General features: G+C 35.5%; 22 protein-coding genes. 13 read left to right on the top strand and 9 right to left on the bottom strand.

Features of this window, described 5'->3' with window-relative positions; translation table 11 throughout:
- The first annotated feature begins 19 nt into the window (after positions 1-19).
- The 3 genes from NK356_RS04210 to NK356_RS04200 are packed head-to-tail and all read left to right on the top strand — an operon-like array spanning position 20 to position 4,361.
- Positions 20-1,549: an FAD/NAD(P)-binding protein gene (locus NK356_RS04210; protein ID WP_034694736.1), complete on the top strand. Its 1,530-nt coding sequence runs from the start codon at positions 20-22 to the stop codon at positions 1,547-1,549.
- A 4-nt stretch (positions 1,550-1,553) separates the two neighbouring features.
- Positions 1,554-2,579 (top strand): hypothetical protein, encoded by a 1,026-nt coding sequence (locus NK356_RS04205; RefSeq protein ID WP_034694738.1) that lies wholly within the window; start codon positions 1,554-1,556, stop codon positions 2,577-2,579.
- A gap of 27 nt (positions 2,580-2,606) precedes the next feature.
- Entirely contained in the window at positions 2,607-4,361 is a 1,755-nt protein-coding gene (locus NK356_RS04200) for a discoidin domain-containing protein (protein WP_253316317.1), read from the top strand.
- A 49-nt stretch (positions 4,362-4,410) separates the two neighbouring features.
- Here NK356_RS04200 and NK356_RS04195 read toward each other — a convergent pair whose 3' ends face one another.
- From NK356_RS04195 to NK356_RS04185, 3 genes are all read right to left on the bottom strand, one after another.
- Positions 4,411-5,271 (bottom strand): alpha/beta hydrolase, encoded by an 861-nt coding sequence (locus NK356_RS04195; RefSeq protein ID WP_253316316.1) that lies wholly within the window; start codon positions 5,269-5,271, stop codon positions 4,411-4,413.
- A gap of 81 nt (positions 5,272-5,352) precedes the next feature.
- Positions 5,353-7,611 (bottom strand): TonB-dependent receptor, encoded by a 2,259-nt coding sequence (locus NK356_RS04190; RefSeq protein WP_034694742.1) that lies wholly within the window; start codon positions 7,609-7,611, stop codon positions 5,353-5,355.
- Between the two features lie 43 nt (positions 7,612-7,654).
- On the bottom strand, positions 7,655-9,916 hold the full coding sequence (locus NK356_RS04185; protein WP_253316315.1) for an outer membrane beta-barrel family protein: 2,262 nt from the start codon (positions 9,914-9,916) through the stop codon (positions 7,655-7,657).
- Between the two features lie 323 nt (positions 9,917-10,239).
- Here NK356_RS04185 and NK356_RS04180 point away from each other — a divergent pair, with 323 nt between their 5' ends.
- Positions 10,240-12,018, top strand: coding sequence for a carboxypeptidase-like regulatory domain-containing protein (locus NK356_RS04180; RefSeq protein WP_253316314.1), 1,779 nt, complete (start codon positions 10,240-10,242; stop codon positions 12,016-12,018).
- 51 nt (positions 12,019-12,069) lie between these two features.
- Here the strand turns inward: NK356_RS04180 and NK356_RS04175 are convergent, their stop codons facing one another.
- The 3 genes from NK356_RS04175 to recJ form a co-directional block, all read right to left on the bottom strand.
- Entirely contained in the window at positions 12,070-12,408 is a 339-nt protein-coding gene (locus NK356_RS04175; RefSeq protein ID WP_253316313.1) for a DUF3817 domain-containing protein, read from the bottom strand.
- 83 nt (positions 12,409-12,491) lie between these two features.
- Entirely contained in the window at positions 12,492-13,076 is a 585-nt protein-coding gene (nadD, locus tag NK356_RS04170; RefSeq protein ID WP_034694748.1) for a nicotinate (nicotinamide) nucleotide adenylyltransferase, read from the bottom strand.
- Between the two features lie 107 nt (positions 13,077-13,183).
- Positions 13,184-14,896, bottom strand: coding sequence for a single-stranded-DNA-specific exonuclease RecJ (recJ, locus tag NK356_RS04165; RefSeq protein WP_034694749.1), 1,713 nt, complete (start codon positions 14,894-14,896; stop codon positions 13,184-13,186).
- Between the two features lie 344 nt (positions 14,897-15,240).
- Here recJ and NK356_RS04160 point away from each other — a divergent pair, with 344 nt between their 5' ends.
- Complete coding sequence (locus NK356_RS04160; protein WP_034694837.1) at positions 15,241-16,053, top strand: M48 family metallopeptidase; 813 nt, start codon at positions 15,241-15,243, stop codon at positions 16,051-16,053.
- An 81-nt stretch (positions 16,054-16,134) separates the two neighbouring features.
- Here the strand turns inward: NK356_RS04160 and NK356_RS04155 are convergent, their stop codons facing one another.
- The gene (locus NK356_RS04155) at positions 16,135-17,757 is read right to left on the bottom strand and encodes an ABC-F family ATP-binding cassette domain-containing protein (RefSeq protein WP_034694751.1); all 1,623 of its coding nucleotides are present in this window, start codon (positions 17,755-17,757) and stop codon (positions 16,135-16,137) included.
- A 121-nt stretch (positions 17,758-17,878) separates the two neighbouring features.
- On the opposite strand from NK356_RS04155, the gene smpB reads away from it, so the two are divergent.
- From smpB to NK356_RS04130, 5 genes are all read left to right on the top strand, one after another.
- On the top strand, positions 17,879-18,337 hold the full coding sequence (gene smpB, locus NK356_RS04150) for an SsrA-binding protein SmpB (RefSeq protein WP_034694839.1): 459 nt from the start codon (positions 17,879-17,881) through the stop codon (positions 18,335-18,337).
- Between the two features lie 77 nt (positions 18,338-18,414).
- Positions 18,415-19,926, top strand: a complete 1,512-nt coding sequence (locus NK356_RS04145) for an OmpA family protein (protein ID WP_034694754.1) — start codon at positions 18,415-18,417, stop codon at positions 19,924-19,926.
- Between the two features lie 95 nt (positions 19,927-20,021).
- Complete coding sequence (locus tag NK356_RS04140) at positions 20,022-20,762, top strand: YebC/PmpR family DNA-binding transcriptional regulator (RefSeq protein WP_034694756.1); 741 nt, start codon at positions 20,022-20,024, stop codon at positions 20,760-20,762.
- A gap of 57 nt (positions 20,763-20,819) precedes the next feature.
- A complete protein-coding gene (locus NK356_RS04135; protein ID WP_034694759.1) occupies positions 20,820-21,644 on the top strand; it encodes a UDP-2,3-diacylglucosamine diphosphatase in 825 nt (274 codons plus the stop codon).
- Positions 21,645-22,616 (top strand): glycosyltransferase family protein, encoded by a 972-nt coding sequence (locus NK356_RS04130; RefSeq protein ID WP_034694761.1) that lies wholly within the window; start codon positions 21,645-21,647, stop codon positions 22,614-22,616. It abuts the gene before it with no gap.
- Here NK356_RS04130 and NK356_RS04125 read toward each other — a convergent pair.
- Both NK356_RS04125 and NK356_RS04120 read right to left on the bottom strand, forming a co-directional pair.
- Entirely contained in the window at positions 22,605-22,895 is a 291-nt protein-coding gene (locus tag NK356_RS04125) for a GNAT family N-acetyltransferase (protein WP_034694765.1), read from the bottom strand. The genes NK356_RS04130 and NK356_RS04125 overlap by 12 nt on opposite strands.
- 201 nt (positions 22,896-23,096) lie before the next feature.
- Positions 23,097-23,846 carry an RDD family protein gene (locus NK356_RS04120; RefSeq protein WP_034694767.1) on the bottom strand — a complete coding sequence of 250 codons (750 nt, stop codon included), beginning with the start codon at positions 23,844-23,846 and terminating at the stop codon, positions 23,097-23,099.
- Between the two features lie 28 nt (positions 23,847-23,874).
- On the opposite strand from NK356_RS04120, the gene NK356_RS04115 reads away from it, so the two are divergent.
- Genes NK356_RS04115 through NK356_RS04105 form a run of 3 tightly spaced genes read left to right on the top strand, consistent with a single transcriptional unit; the run spans position 23,875 to position 26,588 of the window.
- Positions 23,875-24,858 (top strand): stage II sporulation protein M, encoded by a 984-nt coding sequence (locus tag NK356_RS04115; protein WP_034694769.1) that lies wholly within the window; start codon positions 23,875-23,877, stop codon positions 24,856-24,858.
- Positions 24,842-25,804, top strand: a complete 963-nt coding sequence (locus tag NK356_RS04110) for a DUF4013 domain-containing protein (protein WP_034694770.1) — start codon at positions 24,842-24,844, stop codon at positions 25,802-25,804. The genes NK356_RS04115 and NK356_RS04110 overlap by 17 nt, the downstream gene beginning before the upstream one ends.
- Positions 25,797-26,588 carry a DUF4129 domain-containing protein gene (locus tag NK356_RS04105; protein WP_034694772.1) on the top strand — a complete coding sequence of 264 codons (792 nt, stop codon included), beginning with the start codon at positions 25,797-25,799 and terminating at the stop codon, positions 26,586-26,588. Before NK356_RS04110 ends, NK356_RS04105 begins: the two co-directional genes overlap by 8 nt.
- Positions 26,589-26,592: the final 4 nt, after the last annotated feature.

Raw genomic sequence — 26,592 nt, 5'->3', positions numbered from 1 at the left:
TATATTTTTAGGTAGCCTTATGCTTCCCTTTTTGCAGTATTGTGGAAAGAAAGTAAAAGCGTTGCTGCTGAAAATTACAGGTACAAACCATGTTCTTGGACATAAGCTATGGGCAAAAGATTTTCCACAATTTTCAGAAGTTATCCACACAAAATATCTTATCGTAGGTGGTGGGATTTCCGGACTTTCCGCATGCAGATTCTTTAGTCAGAATAATGAGCAGGATTATCTTCTCCTTGAAATGGAAAACCATCTGGGAGGAAACTCTTCCAACGGGCAGAATTCATTTTCAAAATTCCCTTTAGGAGCTCATTATTTACCTTTACCTAATAAGGAAAACGTAGAAATAATAGATTTCCTGAAAGAGTGTAAAATCTGCCTGGGAACAGAAGAAAACGGTGAACCTATTCTTGATGAATACCAAATGACTTTTCCACAGCAGGAAAGACTTTTCTATAAAAACTCCTGGCAAAATGATATTGTGCCTCAGAGAGGTATTTCGGCAGAAACACAGCAGGAGCTTAACCGTTTTTTTAAGTTGATGGATGAGCTTCGTATCAGGAAAGATATCCAGGGAAAATATTGGTTCGCCATTCCCGTACATGATTCCAGTAGGGAAGATGAGGTTGTAAAACTTGAAAAAATCATTTTTAAAGATTGGCTTAAGGAAAATAACTACCAGTCGGAAGAACTTCTCTGGTTGCTGGATTATTCCTGCAGAGACGATTTCGGTTTAGGAATAGACTATGTTTCAGCTTGGGCAGGTATTCATTATTTTGCCGGAAGAAAAAACAACTGGAGTACGAAATATAAAGATCAGGTTTTCACATGGCCGGAAGGAAATGCAAGACTTGCCAAACATTTTTCAAAATACACAGAAGGAAAACACATACCAGAAAACTTAGTTTTTGATGTGAAAATCAAGGATAAAGTTGAGGTATTGAGTTTTGATAATGTCCAAAAGAAAACGAAAAAGATCATTGCGGATAAAGTACTGTTTGCATCACCTCAGTTTGTGAATGAAAGAATTTTTAATCAAAAAAGAGCATCCTCGTTCCATTATGTTCCCTGGCTTTTAACAACGATTACGCTGAAAAATGAATTTGGTGGAGATGAAGAACTGGCCTGGGATAATGTGATTTATGGTACTTCCGGATTGGGATATATTTTTGATCAACATCAGAATCTGAACCAGATTATAGGTGAAAAAGTAATTACCCATTACAAGAGTTTCTCAACGGCAGATGGCAAAAAAGCGAGGAAAAAACTTTATGCCCTGAAAGAATCTGAACTGAAAGATTTAGTTTTGGATGATCTGAAGAAAGCCCATCCATTGATAGAAGATTTCATCCTGGAAATGCAGTTTCATAAAATAGGACATGCGATGATAGCTCCCGTTCCCAACCAGATTTTTGGAGAAGAAACCCAAAAAGCGAAAGATTCCATAGAAGGAAAAATTTTCTTTGCCCACTCTGATCTTTCCGGAATATCTATTTTTGAAGAAGCCTTTTATCAGGGAATCCGAACTGCAGGACAAATGATACAATAATACAATGAAACAACCGTGGATACATAATGCAAAAACAGACTGGTGGTTTATTTTATCACCACCTTTTGTTGTATTGTTGATTATTTTTCTTTTTCAGAAACAGATTCAAGGGCTGGAAAATCATTATTCCTTTTACACATGGCTTTTCCTGATCGTTTTTGTGGATGTGGCTCATGTATATTCTACGCTGTTCAAAACGTATTTCGTAAAGGGAGAAATACAAAAAAATAAACTGCTTTATCTCGGAATTCCTGCGGTAAGCTGGATTTTAGGGATTATTCTGTTTCAATTCGGAAGTCTGACATTCTGGTCGGTACTGGCATTGATAGCCGTTTTTCATTTTATACGCCAGCAATATGGCTTTATGAGAATCTACGCCCGCTTTGAACCGAATAACTGGAGCAAAAGAATAGATGAGATTGCCGTTTATTCTGCTACTATTTTTCCGATGTTGTACTGGTTTAAAACTCCTCGTGCTTTCACATGGTTCGTCAACAACGAATTTGACTGGCTTCAAAATCTTCCGGATTACATTCCTTTTATTACGGTGATCTATTTTACAATTCTGATTATTTGGATTGTTAAAACGGCTTTTGAAGTTTTTAAAACAAAAAATATTAACATTCCTAAAACAGCACTGATCTCCGGGACTTTCCTTTCCTGGTATTTTGGGATTATCTATTTTAACAATGATCTTTTGTTTACTTTTCTGAATGTGGTTTCTCACGGAATTCCCTATATCGCATTGATCTACATCCGGGAAATACAACAAAAAGAAAATCATCAGATGAATTGGATGCTGATTTTTAAATCTTTTTCAGGAATCCTTTTGTTCATAGGAATTCTTTTAGGCTTTGCTTTCCTGGAAGAATTTTTGTGGGAAACTCTGGTATGGAATGAACATTTTTCCCTGAATGTGATGGTTTCTGAAAACTGGCTTCAGTTCCTGATTCCTTTATTGGTTGTTCCGCAACTCACTCACTATCTGCTGGATGGCTTTATTTGGAGAAAACCCAAAAAAGTTACCTAACTTTGTCTCAATCTTTAAAATCTAAAAATGAGACAATATTTTCTGTCACTGGCAATTTTTCTCGGAATTATTGTGGGTGCTCAGCAGAAAACGTTCTGCAATCCCATCAATATCGATTATGGTTATACCCCTTTTGAAGTTTTTTCCAAACAAGGGAAACACCGTGCTACAGCAGATCCGGTGATTGTTAATTTTAAAAATAAACTGTTTCTTTTTTCTACCAATCAGGAAGGATACTGGTACAGTGATGATATGCTGGACTGGAAATTTGTGAAAAGAAAGTTTTTAAGAGATAATAAATATACCCATGATCTTAATGCTCCGGCTGTCTGGGCAATGAAAGATACTCTATATGTGTATGGTTCTACCTGGGAACAGGATTTCCCCATCTGGAAAAGTACAAATCCTACCAAAGACGACTGGAAAATTGCCGTGGATACTTTGAAAGTAGGAGCGTGGGATCCGGCATTCCATTATGATGAAGATAAAAATAAACTCTATCTGTACTGGGGTTCAAGTAATGAATGGCCATTACTGGGAACAGAAGTGAAAGTAAAAAATCTTCAGTCCGAAGGTTTCGTTAAGCCAATTATTAAACTAAAGCCTGAAGATCACGGTTGGGAACGTTTCGGGGAATACAATGACAACGTTTTTCTTCAGCCTTTTGTAGAAGGAGCGTGGATGACAAAGCACAATGGAAAATATTATATGCAGTATGGTGCTCCGGCAACAGAATTCAGTGGATATTCCGATGGTGTATATGTCAGTAAAAATCCTTTGGAAGGTTTCGAATATCAGCAGCATAATCCATTCTCTTATAAACCGGGAGGTTTTGCCAGAGGAGCAGGTCACGGAGCAACGTTTGAAGACAATTATAAAAACTGGTGGCATATTTCCACCATTTTTATCTCTACCAAAAATAATTTTGAAAGAAGACTGGGAATATGGCCTGCAGGGTTTGATAAAGACGATGTGATGTACTGTAATACGGCTTATGGGGATTATCCTACTTACCTTCCGCAATTTGCACAGGGGAAAGATTTTACTAAAGGTCTTTTTGCCGGATGGATGCTGTTGAATTATAATAAACCGGTTCAGGTTTCATCTACTTTGGGAGGTTATCAGCCCAACTATGCTGTAGATGAAGATATCAAAACGTACTGGAGTGCCAAAACCGGAAATTCCGGAGAATGGTTTCAGACGGATTTGGGTGAGGTTTCCACGATCAATGCCATTCAGATCAATTATGCGGATCAGGATGCGGAGTTTATGGGGAAAACCTTTGGAAAAATGCATCAGTATAAAATCTATGGTTCTAACGATGGAAAGAAATGGAATGTAATTGTGGATAAAAGCAAAAACACAAAAGATGTTCCTCATGATTATGTAGAACTTGAACAACCTGCAAAAGCCCGTTTTCTTAAAATGGAAAATCTGAAAATGCCTACCGGAAAATTTGCATTAAGCGGTTTCAGAGTGTTTGGAAAAGGAGCAGGGAAACAGCCAGCAAAAGTAGAAGGTTTTGTGCCTTTACGAGCTGATCCGAAAAAGTATGGTGAAAGAAGAAGTATCTGGATGAAATGGCAACAGAATCCTGATGCGGATGGCTATGTGATTTATTTCGGAAAGACTCCCGATAAATTGTATGGAAGCATAATGGTCTACGGAAAGAATGAATATTTCTTTACCGGGGCAGACAGAACAGATGCCTACTATTTCCAGATTGAAGCTTTCAATGCCAACGGGGTTTCTGAAAAAACAGCCGTTGCAAAATCAGAATAAATTAAATTAAAATATAAAAAAATGACACGTTCTGAAAAATCAGGACGTGTTATTTTTTGCCTGTTTTCTTGAGAAATGTTTCTATTTTCTTGATAAGGAATTGATCATTCGGATGTTTATCCCAGTCCAGATGTCCACCATTGAATTGATAAGATTCATGGAGGATATGGTTTTTATTTAAAACAGAATCTAATATTTTCTCTTGTGAAGAAGGAATAACACGATCCGAATTTCCGTAATAGGATAAAGTAGGAGGAGAGTTTTCACTGATCCATTTCACAGGGCTTGCAAAATCTATTCTGGAAGTTCCTGATTCCACTACACGAGGATCTACAAGCCTTCTTTCCACAAAGGAATATTCCTGGTAATTTTTAAAACCCGGATCCGAAAGATCTGCAGGACCCACAATATTAATAACAGCTTTTATTTTTTTATCTGAATCAAACTTGTAGGCATACAACATTGATAAATGGGCTCCGGCACTGTTTCCTAATAATATCAACTTCGAACTGTAGCCGAGTTTCTTTTCTAAAAAAGCAGAAACATCTTTAATATCATTCATCTGATTGGGCAATCCATAATGAGTTTCTGATGTCAGTCTGTAATTCATATTGACAAAAATATGATCAGGAAATCTCTCCATCATAGAAAGGGTGAAAAAGGTAAGCTGTGATTTATTTCCACTACGCCAGCCTCCACCATGAATCATGATAAAAATATTCTTTTCTTTGATTGTTTTTGTATGTGGAATATAGAGATCCATTATTTGTTCAGAACTCTGTCCATAATGAACATTTTCCTCTTTATCAAAGCTGATATCTTTGCCCAGATTGATCTTTTTTTCTGTGCAGCTAGTCCAAAGAAAGGGAAGACTAAGGCAAATTAAAATAACTCGTATGTGTTTTTTCATAGCTATTAAATATAAAGAAATCCGCTGAAAAATAATCAGCGGATACCGTAAGAATAATTGAATATGAAGAAAGATAATTCTTTATCTGGTTCTACTTTTAATAGCATCTGAAGCACCTTCGATGTCTCTTACCTTTTTCACTTTCTGGTTTCCGAAATTATAGGTAAGACTTACTGTTAAGCTTCTGTTGTAACGGTTTTGGTGGACATAATTATAGTTCCCGTTTTCCTGAAAATCTTCAATTTTAACGATGTTGGTATTCAGTACATCATTTACATTCACTGCAAACGTCCAGTCGTTCCACATTTTCTTAAGGCTAAGATCTAAACTCATCAGGTTTTTCAATGAACCAAGCTCAATCTGCTGTTTGTCTACGAAGAAGTAATTAAGTCCGAAGAACCATGTTTTCTTTTTATCAAGACGAACAGTATTGTTGGTTTGAATCAGAAGACTGGTAGAATTGGTTTTATTGGTGTACGTAATAAATTTTCCATTGGGTCCTTTTTCATCTTTGAAGCGGTCTCCGGTTGTAGGATCAGTATCAAGGCTTCCATTGTTGATATTATGTTGTACCCCGATATTGAAATTGGTTGTCCAGTATTGCTTGAAAAATGATTTTTGAATACCTACCATTGCAGACATTTCCTGTTTATTCCCAAAATTGGTTCTGATATATCTCAATGCCGGGTTTTCTCCTTCCTTTCCGGCCGGTGATACCGGATATCCCTGAAGTGGTACCTGTGTGATCACATCCTGGATATAAGAGTGGTTTAAAATCAGGAAATACGAATTTTTGAACATATAAGTAAGCTCCTGATTATAGTTGGAAGACGCCTTTACAAATGGATCATTCTGAGTATAATTATCATCTGTAAGAATGTTCCTTACCGGATTAAGTTCCCAGAAACTCGGTCTTCTCATTCTGCTTGAAAAGGAATACGAAATATTGTTTTTGTCATTAATTGCATAATTCACGCTGAGATATGGAAGAAGGTTTTTATAATTTCTTTCAATTCTTCTAAGGGCTTCTGTGGGAGCGTTGTCAGAAGTTCCAAGACTGTTTGTGATCTCATATCGGGCACCTATTTTTCCGGAAAGTTTGTCGGAAATCTTTTTCTCAACGGTAATATACATTCCGTAGATGTTTTCATCATAGATAAAATGGTTGGGCCTTGAATCCGGTGCTTTTACAGGATTAAAAGAATAAGTTATGTTTTTAGAATCGTTATCTGTTTTGGTTTTATTATAATTTCCACCTATAGACACGGTCAGATCATTTTTAAACTTTTGATTATAATCTACCATTCCTGAGAAATTATTAATGATCTGAGGGAGATCCTGCAATACCTGTGTTTTTATTTTTCCTACTTCTCTGTTGATATCCGAAGCAAAAGTTTGGTTATCTGTGAACTGAAATCTTCTATAGTTGAGGTAAGCTGCGTTTACATTCAGTTTACTTCCTAATGAATCTGTTTTTAATTCATAATTTAAATTCACAGAATTGTTATAAGATCTTGAATCTTCACGGTTTTTAGACCATGTATATTCTGTCTTTGTTTTTTTAATGGTATTAAATAAATCTACCGTTGAATTATAACTTTTATTGGCCCATGTGTTCCATGATAATGCAAGATTGCTTTTATCATTTAGCTGATAATCAATATTCAGATAACCACCGATGTTTTTATTCGGATCATCCACATCTCCTACAGATTCATTAGAAGTTTTGGAAGTCCCATTTCTTAAAGTATAGGTTTGTGGCTCAATATTTTCACCCCCGCTAAGGCTGGCGCTTACTCCCAGTTTGTTTTTTCTGTAATTGGCTGAGAAACTCGCCTGACTTCCGTTATATTTATTGGTAGTGTTAGACATTCTCATATTTCCATTGAGACCATCACTCATTTTTTTCTTTAAAACGATATTGATGATTCCATCAGATGATTCCACCTGATACTCACTTCCCGGAACAGTAATGACTTCAATTTTCTGGATATTTTCTGCCGGAGTATTTTTCAGAAATTGAGCCAGAGACTCAGCGTCCATATTGCTTTTTCTGCCATTGATAAAGATCAGCGCATTATTTTTTCCTGCGATTTTCAATGTTTTATCATCTGTGGAAGATAATAACGGAGTCTGCTTTAATAGATCAAAAGTGGTATTTCCCTTCGCCACAGGAGATGCTGCTACATCATATACAAAACGGTCGCTTTGTTTTTTAAAAACCTGTTTTGTAATGGTAACTCCTTCTATATTTTTTGTTTTTGCCGTATCGGATTTCTTTTCCTGAGCAAATGCGCAAGTACCGAATATGATAGCCATTGACAAAATTATACGTTTCATGTTGTTTTTATTTAAGAGTGGTTTGAGTGTAAAGTTTTATAGATTAGGTTCTTGATTTTACAGCATCGTTAGCTGATTTCATTTCCCTTGCTTTTTTCAGTTTCTGATTTCCGAAATTATAAGTCACTCCGATGCTCATGAGCCTTGGATAATTGAAGTTGGTGATATTATTATATTTTCCATTAGGCTGTACTCCTTTAATGCTGTAGAAACTTTGATTGAATAAGTCGCTCACTTCCGCTACAATCGTCCAGTCTCCGGCAATTTTTTTCAGACTTAAATCGAAACTCTGTCTTGCTCCTATCATTCCTCCTTCCATTGCGGTCTGGCTGGCAAAGAAGTAATTAACCCCTAAGAACCAATCTTTTTTCGAAGAAAGTCTGATGACATTATTGAGGGTTGCAGACATATTGTAGTTTTTGACATCAATGATATAAGGATCTACCACTTCAGTTTCTCCCGGAACGGGCATAGAAGTAGGATCTTCAAATACTCCGCCTTTGTAGGTAACATATCCTAAATTGACAGAATAGTTGGTTGTCCATATGTCTTTGAACCAGGATTTGTTCATTCCAAGAGTTAGGGCAATCTCCCTATTTTTACCATAATTGGTTCTGATATATCTTAAGAATCTGGTAGTTTCCATAATTGGATTTCCTTTGATATCCTTTATGATTTTCCCCTCAGAATCTTTTTTAGGAGCTGTTACAGTTCCCTGCAATGGAATCAGGTCTGAGGCAGCTGCATCCTCCACCATATTAAAACTAAGGTTGGCATAGAATGCATTTTTGTACATATAATTGATCTCCTGATTATAATATTTGGAAGCCAGTATAAATGGATTGTTCTGCGTATAATTCGTAGGAGTAAAGTAGGTTCTTGAAGGATTCAGTTCCCAGAATCTTGGTCTTCTGATTCTGCTGGAAAAAGTATAGCTTACATTATGGTCTGAGTTGATTGCGTAATTTAAATTCAGATAAGGCAGAAGGTTATTGTAATTTCTTTCAAAACCTGTTTTGTCTACGATATCTCCTGTACTTCTGGTCATTTCATATCTTGCCCCTATTTTTCCGGATATTTTTTCAGTCAGCTTTCTTTCATAGTTCAGATAAATTCCGAGAATATTTTCTTTATAAATGAAGTGATTCGTTTGGTTCGGGTCTATTATAAATTCTCCTTTTGTCAATTTATCCTGTCTGGTATCATTATCTGTATTGGTGTGGTTATAGCTTATTCCCATCAACCATGTTGCTCCTTTAGCTGTTTTTTTCAGATAATCAATATTGGCAGCATAGTTGTTAATAATCTGTGGTACAGCTTGATGTAATGCTGAATATTTGTTGATTGTATCATTTGTTAAAGGAAAACTTTCATTGAAACTCACTTTATCTCTGTTGAACCACAGGTAAGAAACGTTGGATGTAAGCTTACTTCCCAGAGAATCTGTTTTCATCTCATAATTCAAATTGAAAGAATGATTTCTGGTCTGTGCATCCTCGTTATTAACCGTTCTGTTATTTAATACTCCGTTTTGCCAGTTGGTAATATCCAGTACAGAATTGAAACTTTTGTTGTATCTCATGTTGTAAGAGAATCCAAGACTGTGTTTTTTATTAATTTCATAATCAACATTGAAGCCTCCACCAAAATTTTTGTTAGGATCATCATTAAACCCAAATGATTCATTTTTGAAAGTAGGATCACCATTGGACAGCGTATATCTTTGTCTGTCTGTCCAGCTTCCCGTTCTGAAATTAGAGTTACCTGACCATTTCCCCTGTCTGAAATTAAAAGAAGCTCCTGCATTAGGATTATTGTAATAAGCCTGCTCGTTCTGCATTTTCAACGTTCCGTTGTAGCCGTTGTTTTTGCTTTTTTTCATCACAATATTGATGACACCTTCTTTCGATTCAACCTGGAATTCACTTCCGGGAACTGTGATGACTTCTATTTTCTGGATATCCTCAGAGGGAGTAGATTTCAGCATTTCAATCAATGCCTCAGAGTCCATATTGGTTTTCTTATTGTTGATATAAATCACGGCATCATTTTTTCCCAAAATCTTCAGCGTTTTTCCATCAATACTGGAAATCATCGGAGTTTGTTTTAAAAGATTAAAGGTGTTGGTTCCTTTAGCGATAGATGAAGAAGCTACATCATACACCAAACGGTCACCTTGCTTTTTGAAAACCTGCTTCTTGATATTCACTGCATCAATAGCATTTACTTTCATACTGTCTTTTTTCTGCTGGGCAGTGATAAGTCCACCGAAAAATAGTGCTGCAATAAGAATTTGAGTCTTCATGATTATTCTTTTTTAATTAATAGCTTGTATGGTTTGTTATTTTATATTGCAAAGATATGTAATAAATTTAGTATCATGCAATACAAAGTACTGAAAAATATTTTTAATTAAATTTAATTGATTGATTATCAGTTGATAAAAATTTAGTTAAAAATAATGATTGTTTGACCTTTCTGTATAATAAGACAAATAACAGATGTTAAATGTTACATGGAAGAAAGAAATTAATGAAGATTTTTAATTAAAAAAAAGAGAAAAATAATAAAATGTGCTGATGATATACTTTTATTATTAATTTAGTGAAAACTAAAAACTAATACCATATGCGAAAATTTTACCTATTATTTTTGTTGTCTATGTTGTTATTTTCATGTAAAGATGAATCTTTGCTAGAAATAGAAGACAACACATCCAATTCAACCTCCAATTATAATTTTGAAGCTACTACACAAAGAAATTTCCAGGGAGTCGTTCTTGATACAAACGGAATCCCGGTTTCCGGGGCAACAGTTACAATCGGAACAAGTACTGTTACCACCAATCTTAAAGGTTTCTTCACATTTAAAAATGCTTCGGTAAAAGAAAATTTTGCCCATGTAAAAGTGACAAAACCTGGCTTTGTAAATGCATCAAGAGTTTTAGTTCCTACTAACGGAATAAACAGAGTGAATATCATGATGATTCCGGCGACAACCACCTCTACAATTGCTACTGGTTCAACCTCTACAGTTTCACTACCCAACGGAACGAAAGTAAAATTCGATGGAAGCTTCAAAGATGCCAACGGAAATCCCTATTCAGGAAGTGTGAGCGTTGGAGTTTTTCACTTAACACCATCCAACCCATATCTTAATGAATTAATGCCGGGATCTTTTTTGGCAACCAACTTGGGAGGGAATGCCAGAATAATGGAAACTTTTGGAATGCTGCATGTACAATTAACAGGAAGTTCCGGACAGAATCTTCAGATTGCCAACGGCCATACTGCAGAAATTACAGTTCCAATAGATGCTGCACAAACTTCCAGCTCACCAGCCACAATCCCCTTATGGTCATATAATGAAGAGACCGGAATGTGGAAAGAAGAAGGTGCTGCAACAAAGATTGGAAATACCTATGTAGGAACAGTAAGCCATTTTTCGTGGTGGAATTGTGATGCACAGTTTCCACAGGCAACAATGAAAGTAACGGTGAAAAATTCCGCAGGACAGGTTTTACCTAATATTAAAGTAACTTTAAAGAGAAGCTCTCAATCCTACGAAACTTATGGAATCACAGATAATACAGGAACAGTGTCTGGAATTGTTCCTGCAGGGGAGATTCTTGCTTTAAATGTTTATGATGCCTGCAATAATGTAATGTATACTTCTAACGTTGGCCCATTTACGGCTGGAATCATAACAACGATTCAGGATATTACAGTAAATCCTTCTACATCTGTCAATTATACGATTCAGGGAAGTCTTAAAACCTGTGCGAATACTGATGTTACTGATGGCTATGTAATATTGAGATCTGCTTTAAACACTAACTATTTCCAGTATTTATCATTACCTGTAAACAGTACCGGAGGTTTTACATTCAACACGTATGCATGTACTGCAAATCCTCAGTTTACCTATGAAGGGTTTGATGCCATTAATTTACAAAGCACTAATGAAGTCACTTTCACAGCTCCATCTACAACAGTAAATTTGGGAAATATCATGGTTTGTAATTCTGTGAATGAGCTGATCAGTTATAAAATTGATAATCAGCCAACCGTTAATATAGTGGGACTGTTCAATGCACAATGGACAGGTCTTATACCTTCGCCTATTATATCACCTAAACAATTGAGAATAAGTTCACTGAATGCTGCAGGGCCATTTTTTTCTATGACTCAGAATAATATGTTGGGAGTTGCTGCAAGTTTTACTTCTAATTATGGGCTTGAATTTTCTGGAGGGGCTATTACAGCCAATAATGGAAACCTCGTTGTCAATGTAACTTCTTTTGGAGCGGTAGGAGACTATATTGATTTTACAGTTAATGGAACGTTCACCGATAGTTCAGGAAATCACACCTTCACGGCAACAGGGCATGTAAAACGGGATTTGTAATCACCATAAAAATAAAAAGGACCGAAATGGTCCTTTTTTTATGCAGTATATTTATTCTCTATCGAATCGTGCTAGCTTCTTATCTACCCAAACCGTTGCAAAAGGGAAGAATGCTGATAATAAAGCAAAAACAAAATCTTCGTCATCCCAGTTATAAATTTTTCTGGCAGGAAGGCATAACAAAAGGTAAAGTGTAAAAAATAATCCGTGTAAACTACCAATAACGCTGATGAAGATAATAGAATATAAATTTTCATCATACCGGATCCAGATCATCGCAACACAGTACAGCAAAAGACATGAAACAGCTTCGGCAAGACATATCTGCTTAAACCATTTGATAATTTTTTCCTGAGAATATTTTGAGAATATTTTTTCGATGAAGTCCATTTCTTAAATTATGAGGTGAGAGATAAAAGGTAAGAGTCTTTCTCCGGCTTTTAGTTTTAGCCTCTCATTTCTGATGTGCAAAATTACTTATAAAAACTACTACCATCCAAATATTCAAAAACTTCAGGCGGAAGCATAGGTCTTACATTTTTACCATTCTTAACCATATTACGGATTTCCGTAGCAGAAAGTTCTATTACCGGAGCCTTGATCAGAGAGATATTTTCATGTTGTAAATATTCGGAATCTTTTTTCTCTCCTTCAAATACTCTTGGATAGACAATGATATGATGATTTTTGATCAGCATATCAGAGTTTTTCCATTTGTGAAGACTCTTCAGATTATCTTCGCCCATGATCAGACTGAAAGAATAATCAGGATATTTTTCATGAAGATAAGTTAGCGTATCAATAGTATAACTTGGTTTCGGAAGAGAGAATTCTACATTGGAAGCTCTCATATTGGGATAGTTCTTTACCGCAAGTTGTACCATATCAAGTCTGTTATGGTCATTCAGTAAAGATTTTTTGTCTTTAAACGGGTTTTGTGGACTTACTACAAACCAAAGTTCATCCATGTCAGAATTTTCCAGAATATAATTAGCCAGAATAAGATGCCCGATATGAATAGGATTGAATGATCCGAAAAATAAACCGATTTTTTTCATTTTTTGTTAGCTAATAGGTAGCAGTAGTTTAGAATATCAATATTTTGATCAGAACTTTATATTTGTTCAGGCTTTTATTATGTGCAACCTAAATCCTGCAACCTTACTTACTCTCTAAATTTTACATCCTTAATATTAAGATAATGAGTTACATTGCCTTTCCAGTGATTTTCTTCCAGGGTAAAAGCAAGGTCGAAACTTTTATTTTTAAAATCCTCAACAAACTGTCCCAGTTTGAATCCGACACATTCAATATTTCGTCCTGTAGATTCCTGTCTGATATAAAACTTCAGGTGATTATTATCTTTTCCCATTGTTTTTACATACCCGGAAAGTTTCTGATCCGTTAACGTAAAAATAGGTTTCATATTATGAGGTCCAAATGGAGCCAGTTTTCTGTGGAAATTGATAAACTCTCTGTTGATTTCATCTACTTTAATCTCTGTATCAATCGTAATAGAAGGTTCTTTCTGATGATCCTTGATTTTTTCAGAAACAATTCTTTCAAATTTTTCCTTGAAAGCATCAAATTTATCCTTCTCCATCGAAAGTCCGGCCGCAGCATGATGTCCCCCGAATTTAAGGAAATATTCAGAACACAAATCAAGGGCTTCATGTACATCAAAATCAGAAACAGATCTTGCAGAAGCTACCATTTCCCCATTATTACCATCAGTAAATACAAGGGTAGGTTTATAATAGGTTTCAATAAGCCTTGAGGCAACAATACCAATTACACCTTTATTCCATTCAGGATGATAAACGATTGTAGTATGCTTGGTTTCCTGCTGGGATTCTATAATCTGATTTAAAGCAGAAAGTGTGGAATTCATATCCAGCTCACGCCTTTCATCGTTGAGATTCATGATATCATTTACAATCTGATTGGCATGTTTCAGATTGTCAGAAACCATAAGCTCTACAGCAGCTTTACCATGAGAAATTCTTCCGGCAGCATTAATTTTAGGAGCGATTTCAAAAACAATATTGGAAATTTCAAAATGAGAAAGTTTATCCTCAGGAATCAATAATCTTAAACCAAGATTTCTGGTCTTTCTGAGGGTTTTTAATCCCATTTTAGCCAGAACTCTGTTTTCTCCTGTCATGGAAACAATATCTGCTGCAATGGAGATTGCCAGAAGGTCTGTCAGTTCAAATAATTCTGCTTCCGGTAATTTATAAATGGTATTAAGTCCCTGGCAAAGCTTAAAACCAACACCACATCCTGAAAGTTCTTTGAAAGGATATCGGCAGTCATTCCTTTTTGGGTCAAGTACAGCTGCAGCATTAGGAATCTCTTCACCCGGAAGGTGATGGTCACAAATAATAAAATCGATATCCAGATTGCTGGCATAGTTGATCATATCAAGTGCTTTGATTCCACAGTCCAGAGCAATGATTAATGAAAAACCATTTTCTTTGGCAAAATCAATTCCTTCCGTGGAAATTCCATATCCTTCAGAATTTCTGTCAGGAATATAATAATCCAGATATTTTTTCTCAACAATTTTGCTGAGATAAAGGTACATCAAAGCAACAGCTGTGGTTCCGTCCACATCATAGTCACCATATACCAATATTTTTTCTCCATTTTCAATAGCGGTGGCAATACGCTCTACAGCTTTTTGCATGTCTGCCATTAAAAACGGATTGTGTATATCGTTAAGGTTGGGTTTGAAGAATTCTCTGGCCTTTTGATAATTGTCAATTCCCCTTAGAACGAGGATTTTAGATTCAAAAGTACCAAAACCAAGTGACGAACTTAGTCTGTCAACAACTTCCTCATCGGGTTCAGGCTTGTAAATCCATTTTTGACTCATTTCACAAAAATAGGGAAAAAAGTTCTAAAAGCGTCTTTAAAAATCAGCAAATTAGATTTTAAAATGGATGGCATAAGGATGAGCAAAATTTATACTTGTTAGTTAAATTGATCAGCGGAATTATATTCTTATTCATTTTAAAAATGATCTCTGCAGGAAAATTATACTCTTTCAAACTATATGTATCACGCATTTTTAGGATTATTTTGTTTAAAATAAAAGGCAAGAAATTTCGGATTTCTTTTCAATGATAAAAAAAATAACATTCAAGACAGATATAGGAGAATTTTTGACTTAATAATTGTTAAAAAATATTATCTTCGTGCTCCAAATTTTAAATGACTATGAAAAAAATTACGCTAAGCCTTATGTTATTTGGGGCAATGTATTCGATCAATGCACAGAAAATTAACCTCGGAAAAGCTGCCGGAATGGTTTCAAATGGTGCAAAAGCCTTAACATTTACCAACGAAGATGCTGTTAAATTATCCAAAGAATCAGTAGATTGGATGGATAAAAATAATCCTGTAGCAGGACCTAAAGACCCATACACTGTGAGACTGAACAAATTGTTTGGAAAACATAAATCTCAGGATGGTCTGAACCTGAATTATAAAGTTTATAAAGTAAAAGATATCAATGCGTTTGCCTGTGCAGACGGAAGTGTACGCGTATTCTCTTCATTAATGGATATTATGACTGATAATGAATTACTTGCTGTAATCGGCCACGAAATCGGCCACGTAAAGAATCAGGATACCAAAGATGCTATGAAATCAGCTTACCTGAAAGCGGCTGCATTAGATGCTGCATCATCAGCTTCGTCAGCTGTAGCTACCCTTAATGAAAGTCAGGTAGGAAAGATGGCGAATGCCTTTTTAGATGCTTCACACAGTAAAAAGCAGGAGTCTGAAGCAGATACTTATTCATATGACTTTATGAAAGCTAATAAATATGATGTTGTGGGTGCTTATACAGCTTTTAAAAAGTTAGCTTTACTTTCAGAAGGAAGTACACAGACTAATTTTGAAAAGATGTTCAATTCTCACCCCGACAGCAACAAAAGAGCAGAATCTATCAAAAAGAAAGCAGAGAAAGAAGGTTTATGGAAAGATCCGGGAACTGTAGCTTTACCCACTGCTAAATTGACGAAATAATTATTTTATTTATTGTTTAAACGAAAATACCTCAAAGCATTGCTTTGAGGTATTTTTATATAGATTTTAATGTTGTTCAGATTATGAATACATTTTTTCTCTTAATTCTTTTACCTTTTTATCAGCAAGGTATTCGTCATAAGTCATTTCTCTGTCGATGATTCCGGTAGGAGTCAGTTCAATGATTCTGTTACAGACTGTTGAAAGCATTTCGTGGTCATGAGATGCCAGTAAAAGATTTCCTTTGAAGTTAGATAAAGAGTTGTTCAAAGTGGTGATACTCTCAAGGTCTAAGTGGTTGGTAGGTTCATCTAATAAAAGAACGTTAGCTTTCTGAAGCATCATTCTACTGAACATACATCTCATTTTTTCACCTCCGGAAAGTACTTTACAAGATTTCAAAGCTTCATCTCCTGAGAATAGCATTCTTCCTAAGAATCCTCTTACGAATTCTTCGTGACGCTCTTCATCATTCTTTGTAAACTGTCTTAACCAGTCAACCAAGCTTAAGTCTTCCTGGAAGAAGTTGGTATTATCCAATGGCATGTGAGACTGATTGGTAGTAACTCCCCATGCAACTGTACCTTTGTCTGCTTCAACATTTCCAGCCAGAATTTCGAAGAATTCCGTAATGGCCAAAGAGTTTTTGGAAAGTACAGCTACTTTATCTCCTTTTTTAAGATTTAAATCAACATTAGAGAATAATAATTCTCCGTCTTTTGTTTTCTCAAGACCTTTTACATCAAGAATCTGATCTCCGGCTTCTCTCTCCATTTCGAAAATAATAGCAGGGTATCTTCTTGAAGAAGGCTTAATATCGTCAATATTTAATTTGTCGATCATTTTCTTTCTTGCCGTTGCCTGTTTTGCCTTAGCAACGTTAGAACTGAAACGTGCAATGAAGTCCTGAAGTTCTTTTTTCTTCTCTTCAGCTTTCTTGTTGGCCTGAGCTCTTTGTCTTGTTGCCAATTGAGAAGCCTGGTACCAGAAAGAGTAGTTACCTGTATATAGGTTAAGCTTAGAATAATCAAGGTCACCGATGTGGGTACAAACCGTATCAAGGAAGTGACGGTCGTGAGATACAACAATTACCGTGTTTTCATAATCAGCAAGGAAGTCTTCCAGCCATGAGATGGTGTCAATGTCAAGGTCGTTGGTAGGCTCATCCAGAATCAGTACATCAGGGTTCCCGAAAAGTGCCTGTGCCAAAAGAACTTTTACTTTGTCTTTGTTCTCAAGTTCACTCATCAACTGCCAGTGCATATCATCCGTGATTCCTACGTTAGAAAGCATAGTCTGAGCATCAGATTCTGCAGTCCAGCCACCCATCTCGTCATAAATTACACCTAATTCTCCGGCCTTAATACCGTCTTCGTCAGAGAAATCTTCTTTTGCGTATAACGCATCCATTTCCTCTTTTATCTCAAATAATTTCTTATTACCTCTTAAAACAGCTTCAAGAACAGTAAACTGATCATAAGCAAAGTGATCCTGCTCCAAAACTGACATTCTTTTCCCTGGTTCCAGAGATACATGCCCTGTTGTAGGATCCTGCTTTCCTGTTAGTATTTTCAGGAATGTAGACTTTCCCGCACCGTTTGCTCCGATGATCCCGTAGCAGTTTCCTTTGGTAAACATAATATTTACCTCGTCAAAAAGAACTCTTTTCCCGAATTGTAAAGATAAGTTAGATACTGTTAACATATAGTTTTGTAAATTTGGCGCAAAAATACGAAAAGAATTTGGGTATTTTGTAATAATATAATAGTCAAGTTTTTAAATGTATGGTATTTTTTATATATTTCATTAACGAAATTTTAAAATGATGAAGATTGAGAAAACAGTTAGCATATTAAATAAAAGAGCCCGTTTTGAATATGAAATTCTAGAAGAATACGAAGCCGGAATGGTTTTGACGGGTACGGAAATAAAATCTTTACGTTCTTCCAAAGCATCCATTACAGAATCCTTCTGTCAGTTTATTGATGGGGAATTGTACATCATCAACATGATGATTGATGAGTATAAATTGGGAACTTTTTACAATCACAAAACAAAAAGGGAACGGAAATTGCTCTTGCACAAAAAAGAATTACAAAAACTTGAAAAAAAGTTAAAGGATGCTGGGAACACCATAATACCTTTAAAATTATATATCACTGACCGAGGGAAAGCAAAGGTGCTGATAGCGCTTGGTAGAGGGAAAAAACTTTTCGATAAAAGAGAGGCGATAAAAGATAGAGAAAATAAACGGAACCTCGACAGAATATTAAAGAAAAGTTAAAAATCATTTGAAAAACTTTGTATATAAAGAAAAATTATATTTATTTTGCATTATCAATTATTTAATCATTTAATTCTATGAAAAATCTAAAATTAGGAATTTCAGCATTGGCGCTTACTGTTGCCTCTACTGTTTTCGCACAGACTACCAACAATCCGTGGTTAATCGGAGTTGGTGCTCATGCTGAAAACCACGTAGCAGCAAGAGGTACTTTCAGTAATACGTTCTCTGCTAACAATTTGACAAAGAACATGTTCAATGTGAACAACTTCTCTATTACACCTCCACTATCTAAGTTAACAGTTGCTAGAAACGTTGGTAAAGGTTTAGTAATTGACTGGCAAACTTCTGTTGGAAATGTTGAGAACAAAAGATTTAACATGGGGAAAGAATTTTTCCTAATGACAGGTCTTGGTTTCCAGGCTCACGCTGCAGGTCTTTTATGGAACGAAGAATCTTGGTTTGATCCATATTTAAGAGTTGGTGCTAACTATTTAAGACATGACTATACAGCTCTTACTTTCCCTAGAACAGCTGTTGATGCTAACGGTAATCCAATCGAAAACATTGTTAACGGTAAGGACGGTAACGAAAACGGTAAAGCGAATCACTTTACTGTAGCTACTGGTGCTGGTGCTAACTTCTGGGTAACTAAGAACTTCGGTCTTGGTATCCAAGGAGATTATGTATCAACTCCAGGTGACCACTCTACAGTGGCTAACTTCTGGCAAGCTTCTGCTTCTATCTTATTCAGATTCGGAAACAGAGATAGAGATAAGGATGGTATCCTAGATAAAGATGACCTTTGTCCAGATACTCCAGGTTTACCAGAATTCCAAGGATGTCCTGATACTGACGGTGACGGAGTTCCAGATAAAGACGATCAATGTCCAGAAGTGGCTGGTCCAGTTGAAAACAACGGATGCCCTTGGCCAGATACTGACGGTGATGGTGTAATCGACAAAGATGACGCTTGTCCTACAGTAGCAGGTCCTGCTGAAAACAACGGTTGTCCTTGGCCAGATACAGACGGTGACGGTATCCTAGATAAAGATGATGCTTGTCCTACTGTTCCAGGTCTTCCTGAATACAACGGATGTCCTAAACCAAAAGAAGTAACAGCTACTGACGTTGAGAAAAACCTTAAGAGCGTTTACTTCGATTTCAACAAAGCTACAATCAAGCCGGAATCTAAAGGAGCTCTAGATACTGCATCTGAAATCATTAAGAAAGATGGAGGTAGATTCCTATTAGTTGGTGAAACTGACAGAAAAGGAAGTGATGCTTACAACTTGAAATTATCTAAAGAAAGAGCTGCTTCTGTAGTTGCTGCTTTAGATGCAAGAGGTGTAGATGTTAACGCTTTAAAATCAGTAGGTATCGGAGAGCAAAATGCTAAAGTTGCAGAATCTGCATCTGATGCTGAAAGACAATCTGATAGAAAAGTAACTGTTAGATACATTGGTGATGACAGTGAATGGAACAAATATCAGAAATCTGATGTTGTTGCTCCAGCAAAAAAAGCTACTAAGAAAGCTACTAAAAAAGCTCCAGCTAAGAAAAAAGCTGCTGCTAAAAAGAAAAAATAATTAATTTTTCTAAATAATGAATACCTCCAATTTGATTGGAGGTATTTTTTTTTTGTTGACTTTTGAGTAATTTTGTTGGAAATTTAAAAATTAAAATGGGAAGAGCATTTGAATATAGAAAAGCTTCTAAAATGGCCAGATGGGATAAAATGGCCAAGACATTCTCTAAAATTGGAAAAGATATTGCATTAGCGGTAAAAGCTGGTGGAACAGATCCGGAATCCAATCCTGCATTGAGAAGATGTATCCAAAACGCAAAAGGGGCGAATATGCCTAAGGATAATGTTGAAAGAGCCATTAAGAAAGCGAGTGGTGCAGATGCAGAAAACTATGAAGAAATCACTTATGAAGGTTATGGACAAGGTGGTGTTGCTTTTTTTGTAGAATGTACTACAAACAATACAACAAGAACTGTAGCCAACGTAAGAGCTGTTTTCAATAAGTTTGACGGTAACCTTGGTAAAAATGGTGAGTTAGCATTTATCTTCGATAGAAAAGGAATTTTCACAATAGATTTAGCTCAGATTAAAATGGATTGGGATGATTTCGAAATGGAAATGATTGATGGTGGTGCAGAAGATGTGGAAAAGGATGAAGAGGAAGTAATGATTACTACAGCTTTTGAAGATTTCGGTTCTTTATCTCACAAATTGGACGCGCTTGGAATTGAAGCAAAAAGTGCAGAACTTCAAAGAATTCCAAACAATACAAAAGAAGTAAACGCAGAACAGTTCAAAGCTAATATGAAAATGCTTGAGCGTTTCGAAGAGGATGATGACGTGCAAAACGTTTACCACAATATGGAAATCACAGAAGAGCTGATGAACTCTTTATAAAAAATAACATAGCATTCATATACAGTTAATTTTCAATTAGTTTCTTTGTACAAAACTATGAAAAGAAACGTTGAATTAGTTGTTATATCGGATGTTCATTTGGGAACTTATGGATGTAAGGCTAAAGAATTGTTGAGATACCTCAATTCTATCCAGCCTAAAACGTTAGTTTTAAACGGTGATATTATTGATATCTGGCAGTTTAAAAAGTCTTACTTCCCTAAACCTCATTTGAAGGTAATCAGAAAGATTCTTTCACTGGCTACCAAAAACACAGATGTTTATTACATTACAGGCAATCATGACGAAATGTTCCGTAAGTTCACAGATTTTGAACTGGGAAAACTTAAAGTCTGTAATAAAATCTGTCTGAATATAGATGAGAAAAAAACCTGGATTTTTCATGGGGATGTTTTCGATGCATCCGTCCAGCACTCAAAATGGATCGCCAAACTCGGTGGAAAAGGTTACGACCTCCTGATTATTATCAATAATGTTGTAAATTGGTTCTTAGAAAAAATGGGTAAAGAGAAATACTCGTTTTCCAAAAAGATCAAAAACAATGTGAAAAAAGCAGTAAAATATATCGGTGATTTTGAACTTACGGCTTCCGAACTGGCCATTGACAATCATTATGATTATGTCGTTTGCGGGCATATCCATCAACCGCAGATCCGTGAGGTTGTTAATAAAAAAGGATCCTGTACTTATTTGAATTCCGGTGACTGGATTGAAAATCTGTCCGCTTTAGAATATCATGATAAAGAATGGAAGATTTTTTATTACGATGAGCATAAGCATTTGCTGAAAGATGATGAAGCTGAAGAAATTCCGGAAATGGATAATTCTGCTCTTTTAAAAATTGTAACCAACTTTTCCTAAATGAAGATTTTATATGCATTCCAGGGTACTGGAAACGGACATGTTGCCCGAGCACAGGAAATCATTCCTCTTCTCAAAAAACATGCATCTGTTGATACCTTGATCAGCGGTCATCAATCGCAATTGAAGGCTGATTTTGATATTAATTTTCAACACAGAGGTATTTCCCTTCTTTATAATAAAACAGGCGGTTTATCCTATCGAAAAACGTTTACTGAAAATAAATTTCTTGAAGCTGCTAAAACCATCAGAGAATTAGAGCTGTCACAGTATGATTTAATTATTAATGATTATGAACCCTTGACTGGTTGGGCTTCTAAACTGAAAAAACTTCCGATGATAGAACTCAGCCATCAGGCTTCCATGAGCTTTGCGGAAACACCAAAACCGAAGAAAAAAGACTTTCTGGGAGAAATGATTTTAAAATACTATGTTCCAAGTGAAAGGAAAATTGGGTTTCATTTTGAAAATTATCATCCTCAGATTAAAAAACCTGTAATCAGGAGAAAGATCAGAAATCTGAATCCTTACAAACAGGGATATTATCTTGTTTACCTGCCTAGTTTTGCAGATGAGAATATCATTAAAGTGTTAAGAAAAATTCCTGTGGAGTGGAAAGTGTTTTCAAAATACAGCAAAGTACAGGTAAAGGTAAAAAATGTAGAAGTATTTCCTATTGATGAAAGCCAGTATCTGAAATACTTTGAAGGTTGTGACGGAATTTTGTGCAATGCAGGTTTTGAAAGTCCGGCAGAAGCTCTGTTTATGGATAAAAAACTATTTGTAATTCCTATCCATAATCAATATGAACAGGAATGCAATGCATGTGCTCTTGACAAAATGGGAATCCCCAATTCCAAGGTTTTAAATCTTCAGGAAATTATGGAGTGGGTAGCTTCTGATCATCATCTCAGAGTAGATTATCCGGATGATATTGAAGATATCCTTCTCAATGAAGTTTTAATTCTTTAAAAAGATATCGTCCACATCATTCATTCTCATCATTACAGATCTTGCATAGGAACAATGCGGGTATACTTTCCAATTGTTTTCTCTGGCAAATTTAATGGCTTCTTCTACTAAAAATTTTCCCATTCCTCTGCCTTCAAATTCCGGGTGTACCAATACGAAAGAGATAATGAATTTATGATCTTCCGGGAAAATAGTATACGTAAGTCTTCCTACTTCTTTTGTTTCATTGTTTAACGTAAGAACTCCACCGTTTCCGGATTTATTGTTTTCAAATTTCATGATTCAGAACTTTATTCTTCAATATACAAAAATTGAACCGACCTTTGCATAAGCAATGAGCAATGAGCAATGAGCAATGAGCAATGAGCAATGAGCAATGAGCAATGAGTAATGAGTAATGAGCAATGAGCAACGCTATGAATTTTTCAACATTTTTAAATTGACCATTCACTTGCGAAGCAAAATTGACCATTGACTGTCCTAATTGTCTTTCCCCGTATAATAGTTGTAGTCTTTGATAATAACATTGATAAACTGCCTTTCCGTCATTTTCGTAGGATCTATTTCCAGTTTCAGAATGCTTTTGATTTTTTCGGATAATTTACTGATGATCTGGCGGTCATCTACTTTCAGAGCTTTGGTATAATTGTCTTTGATGATTCTCATGTCATTATCACTCAAAGCAATCACCTGAGGGAAAGAAGGAACATAATTTTCATGGATATTCTCCAGAATTGTATGAGAAATATTAATGTTGTTTTTTAAAGAAATAACAGCTGTTCCGGAAGCAATGTCACCTAAACGCTGGTTATTTTTAGAGACAATCATAGAAATAAGTCCTACCACTCCGGCAAAAGAAACATCTACGATTCTGAAAACCCAACGGATCATATAATCTGCAAAACTGGCCTGATAGCCATCAATTTTCACTACTTTTATCTTCATCAGTTTTTTACCGGGAGTCTGACCTTCCATCAGACTTTCCAATACAAGAGGATAAATATAGATGGGAAAAGTAAGAATAAGATATACTGCCCGTATAGACCAGTCATCAAGCCCGTCTAAAAGATATCCCAAATCGAAAATATTGAAGAAAAGATACAGGATAATTACCACATAAGCAATCCTGATCAGAAGATCAATAATGAAGGCAAGCATCCTTTCTCCTACGCCTGCAATATTAAAATTAATATTTACATTTTGTGAGGTATTTATCGCTATTTGAGACATATTTTTTATTATTTTAGCCTTAACAATTATGAGAGAAGTTTATTTCATTAAACAAAATAAAGAAAAATGGTTGGGAATAGAACAGGTTATTCAAGGGAAAATTAAAAAAAATCCTGATGACCTGTCTTCGCTATATATAAACCTGATCAACGATCTTTCTTTTGCCCAGACTTATTACCCCAAAAGTAACACCACCGTTTATCTGAATCATTTATCTGCCCAGATTTTTCAGAAGATCTATAAAACCAAAAGGGTAGAGGAAAACAGACTGGTTTACTTTTTTAAAACAGAAGTTCCGTTGTTGATGTATCATTACCGGAGATATCTGATGTATGCATTTCTCTTTTTCATTTTATTTACCTCAATCGGAGTGCTTTCTGCCATTTATGATAAAAATTTCGTGAATATTATTCTAGGTGAAGGATATGTGAATGAAACCGTTGAAAATATTAAAAATAATAATGCTGTAGGCGTTTATCAGAGTGGAAGTACCTGGGGAAGCACCATTGGAATTATCTTTAATAATATTCAGGTTGGAGCAAAATTATATATTTACGGAATTGCCGGAGGAGTGGGAACATTGTTTGCATTGCTATCCAATAGTGTGATGCTGGGAGCTTTTCAATATTTCTTCTATGATTATGGAGCATTGAAAGACAGTGCAAGAGGAATATGGCTTCACGGAGTTTTTGAAATTTTTGCTATGGTAGTGGAAGCGATGTGCGGATTGATTCTGGGCGCATCTATTTTATTTCCGAGAACGTTTTCAAGATTTAATTCGTTTAAAAAAGGATTTAAAGATTCATTTAAAATATTTTTAAGTACTGTTCCTTTCACCATTTGTGCAGGGATTATAGAAGGGTATGTCACCAGACATGCATTGAAGATGCCTTTAATTTTGAATCTGATCATTATTTTGGGTTCACTGGCCATCATTGGATTCTACTATTTTGTATATCCGTCTATTGTCTACAAAAAAACTAATCAACATATCCATGATACAATTTTATAAAAAAAGAGACTTTGGAACTTTTATCAGCGATAGTTTCAATTTTTTCAAATTATACGGAAAGAATTATTTTAAAAACTATATTCTGATCAACGGATTGCTTTTGATCTTAATGGTAACCGTTGTCATTTTCGGATATAAAGAACTCTTTTCACAAATATTCGGATCAAATCTTGGAGGGGAAACCTATTATTTTGAACAATATTTTTCTGAAAACTCAGGAATGCTGATTACGGTGGGATTATTGACCTTCCTGCTTTTCATGGTTCTGATGATTGTCAATTATCTGTATCCTGTTTTTTACTTAAAAAGAATTGCACAGGGTGCAGAAAAGATAAAAGCTGATGAAATTCTGAGTGATTTTAAGAACAATGCCGGAAGAATTGGAAAACTATGCCTGGGGATGATCTTTATTGTTACCCCTGCGATTTTATTTGTAGTAGGTTTTTCTTATATCCTGGTTCTTATTATTATCGGATTCTTTCTTATCCTGCTTCTTTATCCAACGATATTTAATTTCACTACATTTCTGATGTATGATTATTTTAATTCGGAGAGAGGTTTCTGGGGAAGCCTGAGCTATGCTTTGCGTTCTCAGTTTTCTTATCCGAATGGTAGCGAGAAATCACCGTTCTGGAAATATTGGGGATCTGCATTTGTGATGTTTATTATTATTTATATGATAACATCTATATTTACATTTATCCCGATGATGTTCTTTTACGGGTCGCTTCTTACCTCTACACCAGATGGAAATTTTGAACAAAATCCTTTTACCGGAGCTGCCGGAATTCTGTTTTTTGTATTTTATGGATTTTCCATGTTGCTTTCATTTTTTCTTTCAAACCTGATGTATGTAAATGCAGGACTGATGTATTATGACAGCAGAACAGATCTTCACCAGAAAGTTGAATTGGCAGAAATAGACACGATTGGAATCAATGAATAAAATTCTTTTTTTCATATTGCTTTTTTTCTCTCTTGGGCTGGTTAAAGCTCAGGACGATAATTCCGCTTCCGATGATCTGGTAGATTCATTGTATACTACCGGACATTACAGAAATATGCTGCGTGCAGATTCTGTGCTGATGAAATATCCGGTATCGGAGAATGAGGTGTATCCGAAAACATTTAAAGAAAATATTCCGTCAAGATATAAAGGAAATGAATTTGACTATTCTGTATCAAAACCGAGAGAATCTTTCTTTCAAAAGCTGATGCGAAAAATCAATCAGATTATACAGAGTATTTTTGGGGAAACAGCATTCACTAAGTCGGCAGAGCTTACTACTATTCTTATTCGTCTGTTTGCGATTATTCTTGTAGGTTTTCTGTTGTATTTCATTATTAAGTACATTATGGGAAAAGACGGGAATTTTATTTTTGGTAAAAAGAATAAAAAACTGGATCTTAATGTTCAGGAACTTCATGAGAATATCCATGAAATCAATTTCCCTGAAAGTATTGCAAAATTTGAACACGCAGGAGATTACCGTTCCGCAGTTCGTTACCAATTCCTGTTTGTTCTTAAAAAACTGAGTGACAAAAAACTGATCAACTGGAATCCGGAAAAAACAAATAAGGACTATGTCTCAGAGTTGAAATCTCCTCATCTGAAGGAAGATTTCTCTAATCTGTCTTATATTTTTGATTATGTCTGGTATGGAGAATTCAGTATTGAAGAAGAAAGCTATCAGAAATTTAAAAATCAATACCAGGCATTTAAACCCTAACAAA

This window comes from Chryseobacterium sp. S0630 (assembly GCF_024158915.1).
In the GTDB taxonomy this organism is placed as follows: domain Bacteria; phylum Bacteroidota; class Bacteroidia; order Flavobacteriales; family Weeksellaceae; genus Chryseobacterium.
Note: the sequence above shows the minus strand (reverse complement) of the source record. Positions and strands in the feature narration are given on the sequence as shown.

Bases quoted from the DNA above. Each gene is read 5' to 3' on its own strand.
- NK356_RS04210 (WP_034694736.1), top strand. From the start codon at position 20: ATGCTTCCCTTTTTGCAGTATTGTGGAAAGAAAGTAAAAGCGTTGCTG.
- NK356_RS04205 (WP_034694738.1), top strand. From the start codon at position 1,554: ATGAAACAACCGTGGATACATAATGCAAAAACAGACTGGTGGTTTATT.
- NK356_RS04200 (WP_253316317.1), top strand. From the start codon at position 2,607: ATGAGACAATATTTTCTGTCACTGGCAATTTTTCTCGGAATTATTGTG.
- NK356_RS04195 (WP_253316316.1), bottom strand. From the start codon at position 5,271: ATGAAAAAACACATACGAGTTATTTTAATTTGCCTTAGTCTTCCCTTT.
- NK356_RS04190 (WP_034694742.1), bottom strand. From the start codon at position 7,611: ATGAAACGTATAATTTTGTCAATGGCTATCATATTCGGTACTTGCGCA.
- NK356_RS04185 (WP_253316315.1), bottom strand. From the start codon at position 9,916: ATGAAGACTCAAATTCTTATTGCAGCACTATTTTTCGGTGGACTTATC.
- NK356_RS04180 (WP_253316314.1), top strand. From the start codon at position 10,240: ATGCGAAAATTTTACCTATTATTTTTGTTGTCTATGTTGTTATTTTCA.
- NK356_RS04175 (WP_253316313.1), bottom strand. From the start codon at position 12,408: ATGGACTTCATCGAAAAAATATTCTCAAAATATTCTCAGGAAAAAATT.
- nadD (WP_034694748.1), bottom strand. From the start codon at position 13,076: ATGAAAAAAATCGGTTTATTTTTCGGATCATTCAATCCTATTCATATC.
- recJ (WP_034694749.1), bottom strand. From the start codon at position 14,896: ATGAGTCAAAAATGGATTTACAAGCCTGAACCCGATGAGGAAGTTGTT.
- NK356_RS04160 (WP_034694837.1), top strand. From the start codon at position 15,241: ATGAAAAAAATTACGCTAAGCCTTATGTTATTTGGGGCAATGTATTCG.
- NK356_RS04155 (WP_034694751.1), bottom strand. From the start codon at position 17,757: ATGTTAACAGTATCTAACTTATCTTTACAATTCGGGAAAAGAGTTCTT.
- smpB (WP_034694839.1), top strand. From the start codon at position 17,879: ATGAAGATTGAGAAAACAGTTAGCATATTAAATAAAAGAGCCCGTTTT.
- NK356_RS04145 (WP_034694754.1), top strand. From the start codon at position 18,415: ATGAAAAATCTAAAATTAGGAATTTCAGCATTGGCGCTTACTGTTGCC.
- NK356_RS04140 (WP_034694756.1), top strand. From the start codon at position 20,022: ATGGGAAGAGCATTTGAATATAGAAAAGCTTCTAAAATGGCCAGATGG.
- NK356_RS04135 (WP_034694759.1), top strand. From the start codon at position 20,820: ATGAAAAGAAACGTTGAATTAGTTGTTATATCGGATGTTCATTTGGGA.
- NK356_RS04130 (WP_034694761.1), top strand. From the start codon at position 21,645: ATGAAGATTTTATATGCATTCCAGGGTACTGGAAACGGACATGTTGCC.
- NK356_RS04125 (WP_034694765.1), bottom strand. From the start codon at position 22,895: ATGAAATTTGAAAACAATAAATCCGGAAACGGTGGAGTTCTTACGTTA.
- NK356_RS04120 (WP_034694767.1), bottom strand. From the start codon at position 23,846: ATGTCTCAAATAGCGATAAATACCTCACAAAATGTAAATATTAATTTT.
- NK356_RS04115 (WP_034694769.1), top strand. From the start codon at position 23,875: ATGAGAGAAGTTTATTTCATTAAACAAAATAAAGAAAAATGGTTGGGA.
- NK356_RS04110 (WP_034694770.1), top strand. From the start codon at position 24,842: ATGATACAATTTTATAAAAAAAGAGACTTTGGAACTTTTATCAGCGAT.
- NK356_RS04105 (WP_034694772.1), top strand. From the start codon at position 25,797: ATGAATAAAATTCTTTTTTTCATATTGCTTTTTTTCTCTCTTGGGCTG.